This is a genomic window from Liquorilactobacillus satsumensis DSM 16230 = JCM 12392 (assembly GCF_001435195.1).
Taxonomy (GTDB): domain Bacteria; phylum Bacillota; class Bacilli; order Lactobacillales; family Lactobacillaceae; genus Liquorilactobacillus; species Liquorilactobacillus satsumensis.
On record NZ_AZFQ01000047.1, the window covers coordinates 24,439 to 39,766 of the forward strand.

Below are 15,328 nucleotides of genomic sequence, written 5' to 3' on the forward strand. Positions count from 1 at the left end.
GAGGATTACTTTCTTCATGGTTAATCGTTTAAAAGAAAAATATGACAAGAATATTGCTCCGTCATTGATGGAGAAGTTTAATTATACTTCAATCATGCAAGTCCCAAAGGTTGATAAAATTGTGATCAACATGGGTGTGGGTGATGCTGTTAGCAATGCTAAAAATTTAGATGAAGCAGTTGAAGAACTAACTTTGATCGCTGGTCAAAAACCAGTGATTACAAAGGCTAAAAAGTCAATTGCTGGTTTCCGCTTGCGTGAGGGAATGCCCATCGGAACAAAAGTTACATTACGTGGACAACGGATGTATGAATTTTTAGACAAATTGGTTTCAGTTTCATTACCACGTGTGCGTGATTTCCATGGTGTTAGCAAACGTGCATTTGATGGACGTGGAAATTATACATTAGGTATTCACGAACAACTGATTTTCCCTGAAATCGATTTTGATAATGTTAACAAAGTTCGCGGAATGGATATCGTCATTGTTACTACAGCTAACAGTGATGAAGAATCCAAAGAATTATTGACTCAATTAGGAATGCCATTCGCCAAATAAAGGGGGTTTCACATTGGCTAAAAAATCACAAATTGCAAAGAATAAACGCCAGGCTAAGTTCTCGACACAAGAATATTCGCGCTGTGCACGTTGCGGTCGTCCGCATTCTGTTTATCGCAAGTTTAAACTATGCCGTGTTTGCCTTCGAGATCTTGCACATAAAGGTCAGATTCCTGGGATGAAAAAGGCTAGTTGGTAATCCAATAAAGTAAAGGAGGGCAAATTAATGGCTATGACTGATCCAATCGCAGACTTCTTGACTCGTGTGCGCAATGCAAATGTTGTTAAGCATGAATCACTTGAAGTACCTGCTTCAAAAATCAAGCATGATATCGCTGAAATCCTTAAAAATGAAGGTTTTGTCCGCGATGTTGAATATATAGATGATGACAAGCAAGGAATCATTCGTGTATTTTTAAAATTTAACAAAAATAACGAACGTGTTATCACAGGAATTAAACGAATCTCTAAACCAGGTCTGCGTTCATACGTTAGAGCTGACGCTGTTCCTAAGGTTTTAAACGGTTTAGGAATTGCAATCCTCTCAACCTCAGAAGGGGTTATGACGGATAAAGAAGCTCGCGCTAAAAAAATCGGCGGCGAAGTGCTCGCATACGTTTGGTAGAAAAATAACGAAGTAAGGAGGTGTCATTCATGAGCCGTATTGGTTTTAAAGAAGTTACTTTACCTGAAGGTGTTGAAGTTAAACGTACTGACAATACCGTGACTGTTAAAGGTCCAAAGGGTGAATTAACAAGAGAATTTTCTGACAAGATTTCAATGGAAATCGAAGGCAAAACAGTTAAGTTTGATCGTGAAAGTGATGACAATAAAGTCAAGGCTTTACACGGTACAACACGAGCTTTGTTCCATAACATGGTGCTCGGCGTAACTGAAGGTTTCAAAAAAGAATTAGAACTTCAAGGTGTTGGATATCGTGCACAGATGAAGGGCAATAAGCTTGTCTTGAGTGTTGGTTATTCACATCCAGTTGAATTCGAACCTGAAGAAGGATTGAAAGTTGAAACTCCTTCTGCAACTTCAATTATTGTTTCTGGAATTTCAAAAGAAGAAGTTGGCGATTTAGCAGCACGGATTCGTTTGACTCGTGCTCCAGAACCTTACAAGGGTAAAGGGATTCGCTATGTTGGTGAATATGTTCGTCGTAAGGAAGGTAAGACTGGTAAGTAATACCAGTTTTTCTAAGTAATGCTAGCAGATTAAATTAAGAGGTGAAAATAGTGATTTCAAAACCAGATAAGAATAAAACACGTCAAAAGCGCCATACTCGTGTTCGCGGTAAGATCTCTGGTACATCTAAGCGCCCACGCTTAAATATTTATCGTTCAAATAAAAACATCTACGCTCAAGTAATTGATGACGTAGCGGGTGTGACGCTAGTTAGTGCCTCGACATTAGATAAAGAAGTTAGTGGTCAAACAAAAATTGAACAAGCTACTTCCGTTGGTGCAACTGTTGCCAAACGTGCCGTTGAAAAAGGTATTAAGGAAGTTATTTTTGATCGTGGTGGCTACTTGTATCATGGGCGCATTGAGGCTCTTGCTGCTGCTGCACGTGAAAATGGATTAGATTTTTAAGAAAGGGAGGGAAACTAGTTTATGACTTTTATCGATCCAGCTCAGTTAGATTTAGAAGATCGTGTGGTTGCAATCAACCGAATTACTAAAGTTGTTAAAGGTGGACGTCGTCTGCGTTTTGCTGCACTTGTAATTGTTGGCGATCATAATGGACACGTTGGTTTTGGAACTGGTAAGGCACAAGAAGTTCCAGATGCTATCCGTAAGGCTGTTGAAGCTGCACGCAAAAGCCTTATTAAGGTACCGATGGTCAACGAAACTCTTCCACATAAGGTTATCGGTGAATATAGCGGAAGCCGTATTTTATTGAAACCAGCAATTGCCGGTTCTGGTGTTGCTGCCGGTGGAGCAGTTCGTGCCGTGATGGAATTAGCAGGTGTTGCCGATGTAACAAGTAAGTCACTCGGTTCAAATACACCAATCAACGTTGTACGTGCAACAGTTGATGGCTTGCAGAAAATGAAGAGTGCTGAAGAAGTTGCAGCACTCCGTGGCGTTTCTGCACAGCACTTAGCAGAATAAGGAGGACTCAATTGTGGCTGAATTAAAAATTACATTAACTCGCAGCGTCATTGGGCGTCCTCAGAACCAGCGTGAAATTGTAAAGGCGCTTGGCCTGGGACGTGTCAACAGTTCGGTTGTGCTTCCTGACAATGCTGCAACTCGTGGTGCCGTTGCAAAGATTAATCATTTGGTTGCTGTTTCAGTTGCCGAATAAGTCATGCTATAATTACTAATAAGGAGGTGCCAACCTGATGAAATTACATGAATTAAAAGCGAGTGAAGGTTCACGCCAGACACGCAATCGTGTCGGCCGTGGAACTTCATCCGGTAATGGTAAGACTGCGGGCCGTGGTCAAAAAGGCCAAAAAGCGCGTGGAAAAGTTCGTTTAGGATTTGAAGGTGGACAGATGCCATTGTTCCGCCGGATGCCAAAACGTGGCTTCCAGAATATCAACCGTAAAGAATATGCTGTGGTAAATCTTGAAACGCTTAATAAGTTTGAAGATAACACTGAAATTACTCCTGTTCTTTTGGTTGAAAATGGTGTTGTTAAAGACGAAAAAGATGGTATCAAAGTTTTAGCAAATGGTGAATTGACGAAGAAATTGACTGTTAAAGCCAACAAATTCTCTGCTGCAGCTAAAGAAGCCATCGAAGCAGCTGGCGGTCAAGCCGAGGTGATCTAATGCTGAAAACAATGAAGAACGCCTTAGCTGTAAAGGAGATCCGTAATAAAATCTTATTTACATTAGGTGTCTTGATTGTCTTTCGTTTAGGCACATATATCACTGTCCCTGGGATCAACGCAAAAGCCTTGAGCAGCGTTGCATCTTCAGGGTTAGTTAGTATCTTGAATACCTTCAGCGGCGGCGGTTTAACTAACTACTCAATCCTTGCAATGGGTGTTTCGCCTTATATCACTGCGCAAATTGTTGTTCAGTTGTTGCAAATGGATATTGTGCCTCGCTTTGTTGAGTGGAGCAAACAGGGTGAAGTTGGCCGGAGAAAGCTGAATCAGGCTACCAGATACTTGACTATTGTGCTTGCGTTTGTACAGTCAATTGGGATCACAGCTGGTTTTAATGCGTTGAGCAGTTTGAATTTAGTTACTAATCCAGGTGTTAAGACCTATATTAGTATCGGAATTGTTTTAACAGGTGGGTCATTGTTTACAACCTGGTTAGGTGATATGATTACTGATCGCGGTTTTGGAAACGGAATCTCGATGATTATCATGGCAGGTATTTTAGCCAGAATCCCAACAGGTGTTAAACAGATTTATACTGAACAATTTGCAGATGCTTCCTCGGGTGAACTTTGGAAAGGAATTTTATTCGTAGCGGTCTTACTGGTTGCAATTTTGGTCATTGTGACATTTGTGACTTACGTCCAACAAGCGAATTATAAAATTCCAATTCAGTACACACGGCGGTTAGCTGGTGCAACGAATAATTCGTACTTACCGCTTAAAATCAACGTTGCGGGCGTTATTCCTGTTATTTTTGCAAGTTCATTTATTGCGACACCACAAACAATTCTGATGGCTTTTACCCAGAGCCATGGTGAGGATACGTGGTACAAAGTGTTGACTAACATTTTTAACATGCAGGCAACTGGCGGAATGATTCTCTATACGTTCTTGATCGTTGTCTTCACCTTTTTCTATGCTTTTGTGCAAGTTAATCCGGAGAAGCTTTCGGAAAACTTGCAAAAGCAGGGGAGCTACATTCCAAGTGTCTGGCCTGGGAAAGAGACTGAAAAGTATGTTTCCCATCTCCTGATGCGTCTTAGTTCCGTTGGTTCACTCTTTTTGGGATTAGTTTCCTTAATCCCATTAGTTGCTTCAAATATTTGGGGCTTAGATGAATCGATTGGCTTGGGCGGAACGAGCTTGTTGATTGTTGTCGGGGTTGCACTAGAATCTATTCGGCAATTAAAAGGTATGATGATGAAGCGTGAATATGTTGGCTTTATCAGGTAATACTCTGGATTAAGTTGGGCTTTGCAGTCTGCGGAGCCAGCTTTTTCATTTGAACTTATTTAAATTTCAATGGGGGTAAACGAAGCAATGACTGCTAAGAATCTAATGTTAATGGGGCTCCCCGGTGCTGGTAAAGGAACCCAGGCGGAAAGAATCGTAGCTGATTTTGAAATTCCACATATTTCGACCGGAGATATTTTTCGGGCCGCAATTAAGAATGGCACGCCAATGGGTCTTAAGGCTAAGAGTTTCATTGATAAGGGCGAGTTAGTCCCTGATGAGGTTACAAATGGCATCGTCAAGGAACGTTTAATGGAAAATGATACTGCAAAAGGATACTTACTTGATGGTTTCCCACGTAATTTAGCGCAAGCTACAGCGCTGAAAGAGATGGGCACAGAACTTGGAAAGCCTTTATCAGCTGTTATTAATATCCATGTTGACCCGAACTCTTTAATGGAACGGTTGACAGGACGATTTATTTGTCGAAATTGCGGCGCAACCTATCATAAGATTTTTAATCCAACGAAGGTTGAAGGAACATGTGATCGTTGCGGAGGTCATGAGTTTTATCAGCGCGAAGATGACAAGCCGGAAACTGTTAAGAATCGGTTAGAGGTTAACATCAAGATGAATACACCGTTGCTGTCTTTTTATCAAACACAGGGACTGTTGCATCAAGTTGATGGTAATCAGGAAATTAGTAAAGTCTTTAGTGATATTAAGGATATTTTGCAAAAGTTGTAAGCGATGTTTAGTAGTATTTCAGCTTGCTTATTTCTAGACAAGATGATATAATATTCCAGGTTTATCTTTTCAAGAGGGGGAGTCTGTCCATTTGGCAGATGCTCCTGCAGAAAAGGGCACTTAGACTTCGGTTGGAAGTGTCTATCATTATTACTTGTGAAGTTTTGAAATCATTTAAGGAGGTACTTTTGCGTGGCGAAAGATGATGTGATTGAAATTGAGGGCAAGATTAAAGAAACACTGCCCAATGCGATGTTCAAAGTTGAACTCGAAAATGGGCATGAAATCTTAGCCCATGTTTCTGGGAAAATCCGGATGCATTACATTCGCATTTTACCCGGTGACAGGGTAACGGTTGAAATGTCCCCTTACGATTTGACTAAGGGTCGCATTACCTATCGCTTTAAATAGATTGTACTTCATCAAATATCTATGGGAGGTATAATTCATGAAGGTAAGACCATCAGTAAAACCAATGTGTGAACACTGTAAAGTAATTAAGCGCAAAGGCCGTGTTATGGTTATTTGTTCTAATCCAAAGCATAAACAACGTCAAGGATAATAAAAATTAGGAGGTGTAATTGTTATGGCTCGTATTGCAGGTGTCGATTTACCACGCGATAAGCGAATCGTAATCGGCTTAACTTACATTTATGGAATCGGTAATACTACTGCACAGAAGATTGTGGCAGAAGCAGGTGTTTCTGCAGACGTTCGTGTCCGTGATTTGACAACAGATCAAGAAGACAAGATTCGTGCTGCTGTTGATAACTACAAGGTTGAAGGTGACCTTCGCCGTGGAATCAGCTTGGATATCAAGCGTCTTTCAGAAATTGGTTCATACCGAGGCCTTCGTCATCGTCGTCATTTACCAGTTCGTGGACAAAACACGAAGAATAATGCACGGACACGTAAAGGCCCAGTCACATCAATTGCTGGCAAAAAGAAATAATTAAATTAATAGACAAAGGGGGTCAGCTAATTCATGGCAGTTAAGAAAGGTACACGTAAACGTCGTGTCAAGAAAAATATTGAAAGCGGCGTTGCACATATTCACTCAACGTTTAATAACACATTAGTTATGATTACTGATGTGCATGGCAATGCGATTGCATGGTCGTCAGCAGGTTCTCTTGGCTTCAAGGGAAGTCGTAAATCGACTCCATTCGCTGCTCAGATGGCTGCGGAAGCTGCCGCTAAGGGTTCAATGGAACATGGAATGAAGAGTGTAGAAGTTGCAGTTAAAGGACCAGGCTCTGGTCGCGAAGCTGCTATCCGTGCATTACAAACAACAGGACTTGAAGTAACTTCTATTCGCGATGTTACTCCTGTTCCTCATAATGGATGTCGTCCTCCAAAGCGTCGCCGTGTTTAATGTGGTATCGTATTCATTTTGAGGTAAATCTTCATAATGTTTTCGCCAGATTGCACGCAGCGTTTTGAAAGGGGTAAAGATAAGAATGATCGAATTTGAAAAACCAAAAATTCATAAAATAGAAGAAAGTCATGATTATGGCAAATTTGTTGTTGAACCGCTGGAACGTGGTTACGGCACAACATTAGGCAACTCTCTTCGTCGAATTTTGCTTTCTTCGCTACCTGGTGCAGCAATCACAAGTATCCAAATTGATGGAGTTCTTCATGAATTTTCAACAATTAAAGGTGTACTTGAAGATGTTACACAAATTATTTTAAACTTGAAGAAGGTCGCTTTGCGGATTGATTCAGAAGAAGACCAAACACTGGAGATCAGCGTTAATGGGCCCTTAGAAGTAAAGGCCGGCGATATTCAAGGTAGTAGTGATGTGGAAGTGCTGAATCCAGATCTGTATCTTTGTACAGTTGCTGAAGGAGCATCTTTTCACGTACGCATGAATGCTAACACTGGTCGTGGTTATGTTTCGGCTGATGAAAACAAGATTAAGGCCGATGATATGCCGATCGGTGTTTTGCCAATTGACTCAATTTATACCCCGATCGAGCGTGTCAACTATCAAGTTGAGAAAACACGTGTTGGTCAAAGAGATGATTACGATAAATTGACGCTGGATGTTTGGACCAATGGTGCAGTTTCACCTAGCGAGGCAATTAGTTTATCGGCTAAAATACTCACTGAGCATTTAACTTTATTTGTTGATTTGACTGATGAAGCTAAAAATGCTGAAATCATGGTCGAAAAAGAAGAAACGCATAAAGAAAAAATGCTTGAGATGACAATTGAAGAGCTTGATCTTTCTGTACGTTCTTATAACTGTTTAAAACGTGCTGGGATTAACACTGTTCAGGAGTTAACTAATAAGTCTGAAGCCGATATGATGAAAGTTCGTAATTTAGGACGTAAATCACTGGAAGAAGTTAAAAATAAATTAACTGATCTTGGGTTATCATTACGTCATGATGACTAAAATTAATTAAGGACAAGGGAGGGGAACAAACTCATGGGTTACCGGAAATTAGGACGTACAAGCGGACACCGCAAGGCACTTTTACGCAATCTGACGACGGACTTGCTTGTTAATGAAAAAATTGTGACAACTGAAGCACGTGCTAAAGAAGTACGTAAAACAGCTGAAAAGATGATTTCATTAGGAAAGAAAGGCGACTTGCCTTCACGTCGACGCGCTGCTGCATATTTAATGGATGTTGTTGCTGACGTTAAGGAAGATGGCGATGATGTTGTTGTACAAACTGCATTGCAAAAGCTTTTCTCTGATGTCGCAGATCGTTTCAAAGAACGCAATGGCGGCTACACAAGAATTCTGAAGATGGAAGAACGTCGTGGCGATGCTGCCAAGATGGTTGTTCTTGAATTGGTTGATTAGTCAGTAATTTTTAAAATTTGTCACTTTTATAACGATAACTGGGCGTTACGATGTTGGTGAATACCTAGTCTAGTCCTAAGTACCCTGTTGGGGAAACCTTCGTTGTAAAAAGTGATTTTTTTTGGCCCTGGAAGAAAATCCAGGGCTTTTTGCATCTCCAATTAATTGTCACTTGCGACCAGCTGTTTTGGTGCAGAAATTTAGCAGTTGTGTACAAGCCTTTTTCAGCACTGACGTCATTGATTTTTAATATATTTGAACAGGGGAGTTGTGGTATGATAGGTGCAATAAGTTCAACTTGAGGAGCGATATTGGACAATGGAAAAGATAATTGAGATTGCAGACCTGACTTTTCACTATCCGCAACAGGATTCGGAGTTGTTGCGCCAAGTCAATCTCACAATCCATAAGGGAGAATGGGTGGCCTTGATTGGACATAACGGAAGTGGTAAGAGTACACTTGCACGTCTAATCGATGGTCTGCTAGTCCCGACGACTGGAACGCTTAAAATTGGGGGAACCATTTTAAGTGACGCTTCAGTGTGGCAAATTAGGAAAAAAATTGGAATGGTTTTTCAAAATCCTGACAATCAATTTGTGGGGGCAAATGTTGAAGAAGATGTTGCCTTTGGGCTGGAAAACTTGGCAATTCCCCGTGCACAAATGCAAGTTCGAGTTAAGGAAGCACTTCAAAGAGTTAACATGTGGGAGTTTCGTGAACATGAACCAGCTCGCCTTTCTGGGGGACAGAAGCAAAGAGTTGCATTGGCGGGTGTAATTGCGATGCGTCCAGAAATTATTATCTTAGATGAGGCGACCAGCATGCTTGATCCAGAAGGTCGCAAAGATGTTATTAAAATAATTCAAGAATTGAGTCAAGCTGGTTTTACCATCATTTCAATTACTCATGATATTAATGAAGCTTCTTTAGCGCAACGCGTGGTAGTCTTAAATGATGGTCAGATATTGCAAGCTGCTACACCGCAGACTGTGTTTGCAAGAGGCGAAAAATTATTAGCTGTAGGGCTTGATGTGCCATTTTCTGAAAAACTAAAGGTTGCCTTGAGTAGGCAGGGACTGCATGTACCAGCGGGATATTTAACAGAAGAAGGGATGATCGACTGGTTATGTCAATCCATTTCAAAAACGTAAACTATATTTATCAACAAGCCACACCGTTTGAACAGCAAGCACTGTTTGATATTTCACTTACGATCCCCAGCGGAAGTTATACAGCAATCATCGGACATACCGGAAGTGGTAAGTCAACTTTATTGCAGCATTTAAATGGGCTCTTGAAACCAACGAGTGGACAAATCACAATTGAAAAGCAGATAATTACACCCACTACAAAAAATAAGGCATTGAGTAGTTTGCGTAAACAAGTCGGAATCGTTTTTCAATTTCCAGAAGCACAGTTGTTTGAAGAGACGGTCTTAAAGGACATTGCATTTGGACCTAAAAATTTTGGGAGTTCTGAGCAAGAGGCAACTCAGCTGGCTCGTCAGATGGCACACTTGGTTAACTTACCGGAGGAACTGCTTGAAAAATCACCCTTTGAACTTTCGGGTGGTCAAATGCGTAGAGTGGCGATTGCTGGTATTTTAGCGATGGAGCCACAGGTCTTGGTACTCGATGAACCGACTGCGGGATTAGATCCGCGTGGAAGAGCAGAAATTATGGAAATCTTTCAAGCGTTAAGAATAAAGCAGCACTTGACGATCATTCTTGTAACTCATCAAATGGACGATGTTGCACGCTATGCAAATCATGTGATCGTTTTGGAAAAAGGACGGTTACTGGCATCAGGAACTCCAACAGAAATCTTTTCCGATCCGGATTGGTTGCGGACACATCACTTGGCTTTGCCTCAAGCTACTCGCTTTGCTAGTGCACTTCAAAAAAAGAGCGGGTTTGAATTTTCAAAAATGCCTTTAACTGAAGAAGAGTTAGCTAACCAACTGGTTCAGCAACTGGGGAAAAGGGGGTAAGTGTATGAATAAGATCATTCTTGGTCGGTATATTCCAGGGGCTTCCTTTGTACACCGCTTGGACCCTCGTTCAAAGCTGATTTTAAGTTTTTTCTTTATTGTAGTGATTTTCTTTGCAAATAATGTACAGTCTTATTTGTTGCTTGGAGTCTTTACACTTTTTTGCGTATATTTATCAAAAATTAGCTTGGCATTCTTTATTAAAGGTGTCCGCCCGTTGATTTGGTTAATTTTGTTTACGGTTGTGCTCCAGATTTTCTTCACCCGTGGTGGGCAGGTCTACTGGCAATTTGGACCTTTTTCAGTGACACATTTTGGATTAGTCAATGGCGGTTTTGTTTTTTGCAGATTTGTCCTCATCATTTTTATGTCGACGTTGCTGACTTTAACCACAGCACCGCTTGAGATTGCCAGTGCATTGGAAGCCTTGATGTTGCCTTTGAAGAAATTTAAGGTGCCGGTTTATGAAATTTCATTAATGATCTCAATTGCATTACGTTTTGTACCAACGTTAATGGATGAGACTGAGAAAATAATGAATGCGCAGCGTTCTCGTGGAGTGAATTTTGGAGAAGGCAGCTTGATTAAGCAACTTAAAGCAGTTGTCCCACTGCTAATCCCGCTTTTTGTTGGAGCCTTTAATCGTGCAGAAGATCTCGCAACTGCAATGGAGGCCCGCGGTTATCGCGGCGGAGAAGGCCGGACCAAGTATCGAGTTCACTTCTGGAAACGCCGTGACACGCTTAGTTGTGTGTTATTTGGATTATTAACACTGTTACTTTTATTTTTACGTAACTGGTAGTTTTGAATGTGGAGAAGAGAATGTCTAAGAGATATAAAATTACGATCGCATATGATGGAACAAATTTTGCTGGTTTTCAAAGCCAGCCCCAGCAGCGGACAGTTCAAACTGTTTTGGAAGCTGCAGTCAATAAAATGAGTACAGCAGCCGATTTTGTGCATGTTTTCGGATCGGGGCGCACAGATGCAGGAGTGCATGCGTTAGGTCAAGTGGCTCATTTTGATCTTGAAAACGAAATTCCTGAACAAGGGATTGTGAATGGCTTGAATAGTATTTTGCCGCTAGATATACAAATTTTAGCTGCGCAAGTTGTGCCGACAAGTTTTCATGCACGCTTTACGACACATGCTAAAAGTTATGTTTACCGTGTTAGTCGCGGCAGATTCGTAGATCCATTCAAACGCTTTTACACCGGGCATTATAAATACCCACTGGATGTGAAGTTGATTAAGGCAGCTTTGCCTGATGTCATTGGTGAACATGATTTTTCAAGCTTTGTAGCAGCTGGGAGCCAGGCACGTTCGCACGTTAGAACAATTTATCAGGCAACTGTGACGGAGAATCCTACCAGCAATGAAGTTGTTTTTGAGTTTTGTGGTAATGGCTTCTTATATAATCAAGTTAGAATTATGGTTGCAGCTCTTTTGGAAATTGGCAATGGTAGGCGACCAGTTCACGATTTTCTAAGACTTTATGAAGTGAAAGATCGAAATGAATGCCGCCAGACTGCACCAGCAAGTGGATTGTATCTTAAAAAAGTATATTATAATGATGATTGGCTTAAAAATGTGTAATAGTTTTGATTGACTTTGATCAAGAAAAATTGTATCATAATATTTGGTATTGTTTGCCCCACAGTAGGCCCCGGAAACTTATTATGTGTCAAACAAGCATATAAAAATGGAGGAAATAATCGTGCGTACAACATATATTGCAAAACCAGGTGAAGTGGAACGTAAATGGTATGTCGTAGATGCAACAGATGTTCCTTTGGGACGTCTGTCGGCAGTCGTTGCTTCTATCTTGCGTGGTAAAAATAAACCAACTTTTACACCTAATATTGATACAGGTGACTTTGTCATTGTAATCAACGCAGAAAAAGTTGCTTTGACTGGACGAAAAGCAACTCATAAAATTTACTATCATCATACAGATCATCCAGGTGGCTTAAAGAGTCGGACAGCTGGCGATTATCGTCAGAATGATCCTGAAAAATTAATTGCACTCTCTATTCAAGGGATGCTTCCAAAGGGAACCCTTGGTAAAGCTCAGGCTAAGAAGTTACATGTTTATCGTGGAGCAGACCACAAACATGCTGCACAGCAACCAGAAACATTAGATATCACAAACTTAATCTAGGAGGAAACGTAATTGGCTCAAGTACAATATAAAGGAACAGGCCGCCGCAAAAATTCTGTTGCGCGAGTACGCTTGGTACCCGGTACCGGAAAAATCGTTATGAACGGCAAACCTGCTGAAGAATATATCCCATTTGCAAACTTACGCGAAGTCATGGTACAACCATTTGATGTTACAGAAACAAAAGGTAGTTACGATGTTCTTGTCAACGTTGATGGTGGCGGCTTCTCTGGTCAAGCAGGTGCAACTCGTCATGGAATTGCACGTGCACTGCTTGAAGTAGATCCTGATTTCCGTGGTGTTCTGAAACGTGCAGGACTCTTGTCACGTGATGCACGTATGAAAGAACGTAAGAAGCCAGGTCTTAAAAAAGCTCGTAAAGCTCCACAATTCTCAAAACGTTAATTTTTATATTGAGACTAAAGCTCTCCTTCTGGGGAGTTTTTTTGTTGCAACAAATTATTGACAGCAACAAGCAGAGCCTGCTCTTGTTACTGCTTAAGCAATATGCTACACCCAAATATCCAGCTTGTCTTTTGAGCTTGACAACTTATGGTTTTCCGCTAGAATGGCAGTATGCATTAAAAATAAATGAAAATCTGCTAAATAAAAATGTTAAATCTAGAAGCAAACCTGTTTTTTAAAGAACTAGGTACACAATCAAAGCGGGATGTGACAAACCAAGTTCCTTTCGCAGGTAAGTTGAACTTTTTTTCTGCATACATAGTTATTCAACTATTAGGGCAAAGGGAGTGAAATAATAAGTGAAAAATTTTAAAGTGGCGTTGTTGCAGTTTGATATTGCGCTTGCAGAACCTGATAAAAATTATCAAAAGGTTGAGCAGCAAATTGCATTAGCTGCGCGCACACACCCAGATGTAATTGTCCTTCCGGAAATGTGGAACACGGGGTATGCGCTTGACCAGCTCAAGCGACTTGCCGATCAGGATGGTGTACGTACGAAAGCTTTTCTACAGCAGATGGCGCAGCAGTATCAGCTCAATATTGTAGGCGGTTCAGTGGCTACTCAAAAAAATGAACATTTTTTTAATACTAGTTATGTTTTTGATAAATCTGGTGAACTCCTAAGTGAATATGATAAAGTCCATCTTTTTGGATTGATGGAGGAAGATCAATGGATTACGGCAGGCCAAATGGGAAATAGCTTTCAGTTCGCCGGGATTTCTGCTGCGGGTGTAATTTGCTACGATATTCGCTTTCCAGAATGGGAACGTAAGTTAATGGCAAACGGGCAGCAGGTGTTGTTTGTAAGTGCCCAGTGGCCGCAACCAAGAATTGCGCAGTGGAAAATTTTGTTGCAGGCAAGAGCCATTGAAAATCAGGCGTTTGTTGTTGCAGTTAACCGTGTCGGCACTGCCAATGCCGACTATTTTAATGGACATTCGCTGGTAATTGATCCGCTGGGGAAGATCATGTTAGATGCACAAAATGAAGAGGGCATTTTTACAGCCGAGCTTGATTTTTCTAGGTTAAAAAAAGTCAGAGGCGAAATTCCTGTTTTCAAAGATCGCCGCGTAGACCTTTATTAAGTAGTTAGCTTTAAGCTGAACAAAGAAGGGAATCGTAAATATGTTTTTTGAAGAGTCACAATTACTAAAGGGACTACCATCACAATTCTTTGCCACTCTCGTACAGAAGGTCAATCAAAAAATTGCAGCCGGCAATGATGTAATTAATCTGGGACAGGGCAATCCTGATCAACCAACGTTTGACTACATAGTTAAAGCACTGCAAAAAGAAGCTGCTAAACCGCAGAATCATAAGTATTCGCAATTTAGAGGCATGCATTCTTTGAAGCAGGCTGCCGCTGATTTTTATCAAAAACATTATCAAGTTAAGCTTGATCCGGAAAAAGAAATTGCAATTTTAGGGGGATCAAAGATCGGCTTGGTCGAACTCCCGTGGGCGCTGATGAATACTGGTGAAAACTTGTTGCTTCCAGACCCGGGGTATCCGGACTACTTATCTGGAGTGGCCCTAGGGAAAGTAAATTATAGTACATTTCCATTAAAAAAAGAGAATAACTTTTTACCAGATTATGCAGAAATACCTGCAGCAGATGCACAAAAGGCAAAGTTTATCTATTTAAACTATCCTAATAATCCAACTGGGGCGGTTGTAAATCGTGAATTTTGGGCGGAAACGGTGGCTTTTGCCCAAAAATATCAATTAGGTGTAGTTAGCGACTTTGCATATGGTGCTTTGGGCTTTGAGGGTTACAAAAATCCGAGTTTTCTACAGGCTCCTGGGGCAAAAGAGGTCGGAGTAGAGTTTTATACTTTTTCCAAGACCTTTAATATGGCAGGCTGGCGCATTGCATTTGCGGCTGGTAATGCTTCAATGATTGAAGCAATTAATTTAATTCAGGACCATTTATTTGTGAGCGTCTTTCCTGCAATCCAAGCAGCAGGAGTGACGGCGCTCACAGCTGCAGACGAGGAAAAAGAAGTCGCACGGTTAGTGGCTATTTATGAAGAAAGACGCAATGCGTTTATCAAAGCTGCTGCTCAAATTGGGTGGAAAGCTTTTGTGCCAGGAGGGACATTCTATGCTTGGATGCCAGTTCCAGAAGGCTATACTAGTGAAAGTTTTGCAGATATCTGTTTGGAAAAAGCAAATGTTGCAGTTGCACCAGGAAGAGGATTCGGTGCACGCGGTGATGGCTACGTTAGAATTGGGCTTTTGGTTTCGCCAGCCCGTTTAATTGAGGCAGTTGAAAGAATCGGTAAACTTAATTTATTTGAGAAGTAGCTTCAAAGCAAAAATTACTTGTGTAAAGTAAATAGTAATAGAGCGAATTTAAAGTTCTTCAGTATATAATGAAGCAGTCTAAGAATCTTAAGGCCAACATGTAAGTGCCAAGATCTAAGTATTATTGGTAAAATACAGGTTGAGTCTGGAGATAATGAGGCTGTTTTTTGTTTGAAAGTTCAGCTAAACAGCG

25 protein-coding genes are annotated in these 15,328 nt (G+C 41.0%); all 25 read left to right on the forward strand.

All coding sequences use genetic code 11. From position 1 onward, the window contains the following. The first annotated feature begins 16 nt into the window (after positions 1-16). A complete protein-coding gene (gene rplE, locus FD50_RS07595) occupies positions 17-559 on the forward strand; it encodes a 50S ribosomal protein L5 (protein WP_054756449.1) in 543 nt (180 codons plus the stop codon). Positions 560-572: 13 nt separating this feature from the next. Next, positions 573-758: a type Z 30S ribosomal protein S14 gene (locus FD50_RS07600; RefSeq protein WP_054756450.1), complete on the forward strand. Its 186-nt coding sequence runs from the start codon at positions 573-575 to the stop codon at positions 756-758. 27 nt (positions 759-785) lie between these two features. Next, positions 786-1,184, forward strand: coding sequence for a 30S ribosomal protein S8 (rpsH, locus tag FD50_RS07605; RefSeq protein ID WP_054756451.1), 399 nt, complete (start codon positions 786-788; stop codon positions 1,182-1,184). A gap of 29 nt (positions 1,185-1,213) precedes the next feature. Further along, complete coding sequence (gene rplF, locus FD50_RS07610) at positions 1,214-1,750, forward strand: 50S ribosomal protein L6 (RefSeq protein WP_054756453.1); 537 nt, start codon at positions 1,214-1,216, stop codon at positions 1,748-1,750. A 41-nt stretch (positions 1,751-1,791) separates the two neighbouring features. Then, positions 1,792-2,157: a 50S ribosomal protein L18 gene (gene rplR / locus FD50_RS07615; protein ID WP_056961008.1), complete on the forward strand. Its 366-nt coding sequence runs from the start codon at positions 1,792-1,794 to the stop codon at positions 2,155-2,157. 21 nt (positions 2,158-2,178) lie between these two features. Then, positions 2,179-2,679: a 30S ribosomal protein S5 gene (gene rpsE, locus FD50_RS07620; RefSeq protein WP_054756457.1), complete on the forward strand. Its 501-nt coding sequence runs from the start codon at positions 2,179-2,181 to the stop codon at positions 2,677-2,679. Between the two features lie 13 nt (positions 2,680-2,692). Then, positions 2,693-2,875 (forward strand): 50S ribosomal protein L30, encoded by a 183-nt coding sequence (rpmD, locus tag FD50_RS07625; protein WP_054756459.1) that lies wholly within the window; start codon positions 2,693-2,695, stop codon positions 2,873-2,875. Between the two features lie 37 nt (positions 2,876-2,912). Then, positions 2,913-3,347 carry a 50S ribosomal protein L15 gene (rplO, locus tag FD50_RS07630; protein WP_054756461.1) on the forward strand — a complete coding sequence of 145 codons (435 nt, stop codon included), beginning with the start codon at positions 2,913-2,915 and terminating at the stop codon, positions 3,345-3,347. Further along, positions 3,347-4,642 (forward strand): preprotein translocase subunit SecY, encoded by a 1,296-nt coding sequence (gene secY, locus FD50_RS07635; protein WP_056961009.1) that lies wholly within the window; start codon positions 3,347-3,349, stop codon positions 4,640-4,642. Before rplO ends, secY begins: the two co-directional genes overlap by 1 nt. 87 nt (positions 4,643-4,729) lie before the next feature. Continuing rightward, positions 4,730-5,389, forward strand: a complete 660-nt coding sequence (locus FD50_RS07640; protein ID WP_056961010.1) for an adenylate kinase — start codon at positions 4,730-4,732, stop codon at positions 5,387-5,389. A 192-nt stretch (positions 5,390-5,581) separates the two neighbouring features. Then, entirely contained in the window at positions 5,582-5,800 is a 219-nt protein-coding gene (gene infA, locus FD50_RS07645; protein ID WP_056961011.1) for a translation initiation factor IF-1, read from the forward strand. Positions 5,801-5,837: 37 nt separating this feature from the next. Further along, positions 5,838-5,951 (forward strand): 50S ribosomal protein L36, encoded by a 114-nt coding sequence (rpmJ, locus tag FD50_RS12535; RefSeq protein ID WP_003689393.1) that lies wholly within the window; start codon positions 5,838-5,840, stop codon positions 5,949-5,951. 24 nt (positions 5,952-5,975) lie between these two features. Beyond that, positions 5,976-6,341, forward strand: a complete 366-nt coding sequence (gene rpsM / locus FD50_RS07650; RefSeq protein WP_054756467.1) for a 30S ribosomal protein S13 — start codon at positions 5,976-5,978, stop codon at positions 6,339-6,341. A gap of 33 nt (positions 6,342-6,374) precedes the next feature. Beyond that, a complete protein-coding gene (gene rpsK, locus FD50_RS07655; RefSeq protein WP_054756469.1) occupies positions 6,375-6,764 on the forward strand; it encodes a 30S ribosomal protein S11 in 390 nt (129 codons plus the stop codon). 85 nt (positions 6,765-6,849) lie between these two features. Then, complete coding sequence (locus FD50_RS07660; protein ID WP_056961012.1) at positions 6,850-7,794, forward strand: DNA-directed RNA polymerase subunit alpha; 945 nt, start codon at positions 6,850-6,852, stop codon at positions 7,792-7,794. Positions 7,795-7,827: 33 nt separating this feature from the next. After that, the gene (gene rplQ, locus FD50_RS07665; RefSeq protein ID WP_054756471.1) at positions 7,828-8,211 is read left to right on the forward strand and encodes a 50S ribosomal protein L17; all 384 of its coding nucleotides are present in this window, start codon (positions 7,828-7,830) and stop codon (positions 8,209-8,211) included. Between the two features lie 318 nt (positions 8,212-8,529). Then, a complete protein-coding gene (locus FD50_RS07670) occupies positions 8,530-9,363 on the forward strand; it encodes an energy-coupling factor ABC transporter ATP-binding protein (RefSeq protein ID WP_056961013.1) in 834 nt (277 codons plus the stop codon). Then, positions 9,339-10,202, forward strand: a complete 864-nt coding sequence (locus tag FD50_RS07675; protein WP_056961014.1) for an energy-coupling factor ABC transporter ATP-binding protein — start codon at positions 9,339-9,341, stop codon at positions 10,200-10,202. The genes FD50_RS07670 and FD50_RS07675 overlap by 25 nt, the downstream gene beginning before the upstream one ends. Before the next feature lie 4 nt (positions 10,203-10,206). Next, complete coding sequence (locus FD50_RS07680; protein ID WP_056961015.1) at positions 10,207-11,004, forward strand: energy-coupling factor transporter transmembrane component T family protein; 798 nt, start codon at positions 10,207-10,209, stop codon at positions 11,002-11,004. Positions 11,005-11,024: 20 nt separating this feature from the next. Then, a complete protein-coding gene (gene truA, locus FD50_RS07685; protein WP_056961016.1) occupies positions 11,025-11,798 on the forward strand; it encodes a tRNA pseudouridine(38-40) synthase TruA in 774 nt (257 codons plus the stop codon). Positions 11,799-11,919: 121 nt separating this feature from the next. Continuing rightward, on the forward strand, positions 11,920-12,363 hold the full coding sequence (rplM, locus tag FD50_RS07690) for a 50S ribosomal protein L13 (protein WP_054756481.1): 444 nt from the start codon (positions 11,920-11,922) through the stop codon (positions 12,361-12,363). Between the two features lie 12 nt (positions 12,364-12,375). Next, a complete protein-coding gene (gene rpsI, locus FD50_RS07695) occupies positions 12,376-12,768 on the forward strand; it encodes a 30S ribosomal protein S9 (protein WP_054756482.1) in 393 nt (130 codons plus the stop codon). A 44-nt stretch (positions 12,769-12,812) separates the two neighbouring features. After that, entirely contained in the window at positions 12,813-13,007 is a 195-nt protein-coding gene (locus tag FD50_RS07700; RefSeq protein ID WP_054756484.1) for a hypothetical protein, read from the forward strand. A gap of 120 nt (positions 13,008-13,127) precedes the next feature. Next, positions 13,128-13,913, forward strand: coding sequence for a carbon-nitrogen family hydrolase (locus tag FD50_RS07705; RefSeq protein WP_056961017.1), 786 nt, complete (start codon positions 13,128-13,130; stop codon positions 13,911-13,913). A 40-nt stretch (positions 13,914-13,953) separates the two neighbouring features. Continuing rightward, positions 13,954-15,135, forward strand: a complete 1,182-nt coding sequence (locus FD50_RS07710; protein WP_056961018.1) for a pyridoxal phosphate-dependent aminotransferase — start codon at positions 13,954-13,956, stop codon at positions 15,133-15,135. Positions 15,136-15,328: the final 193 nt, after the last annotated feature.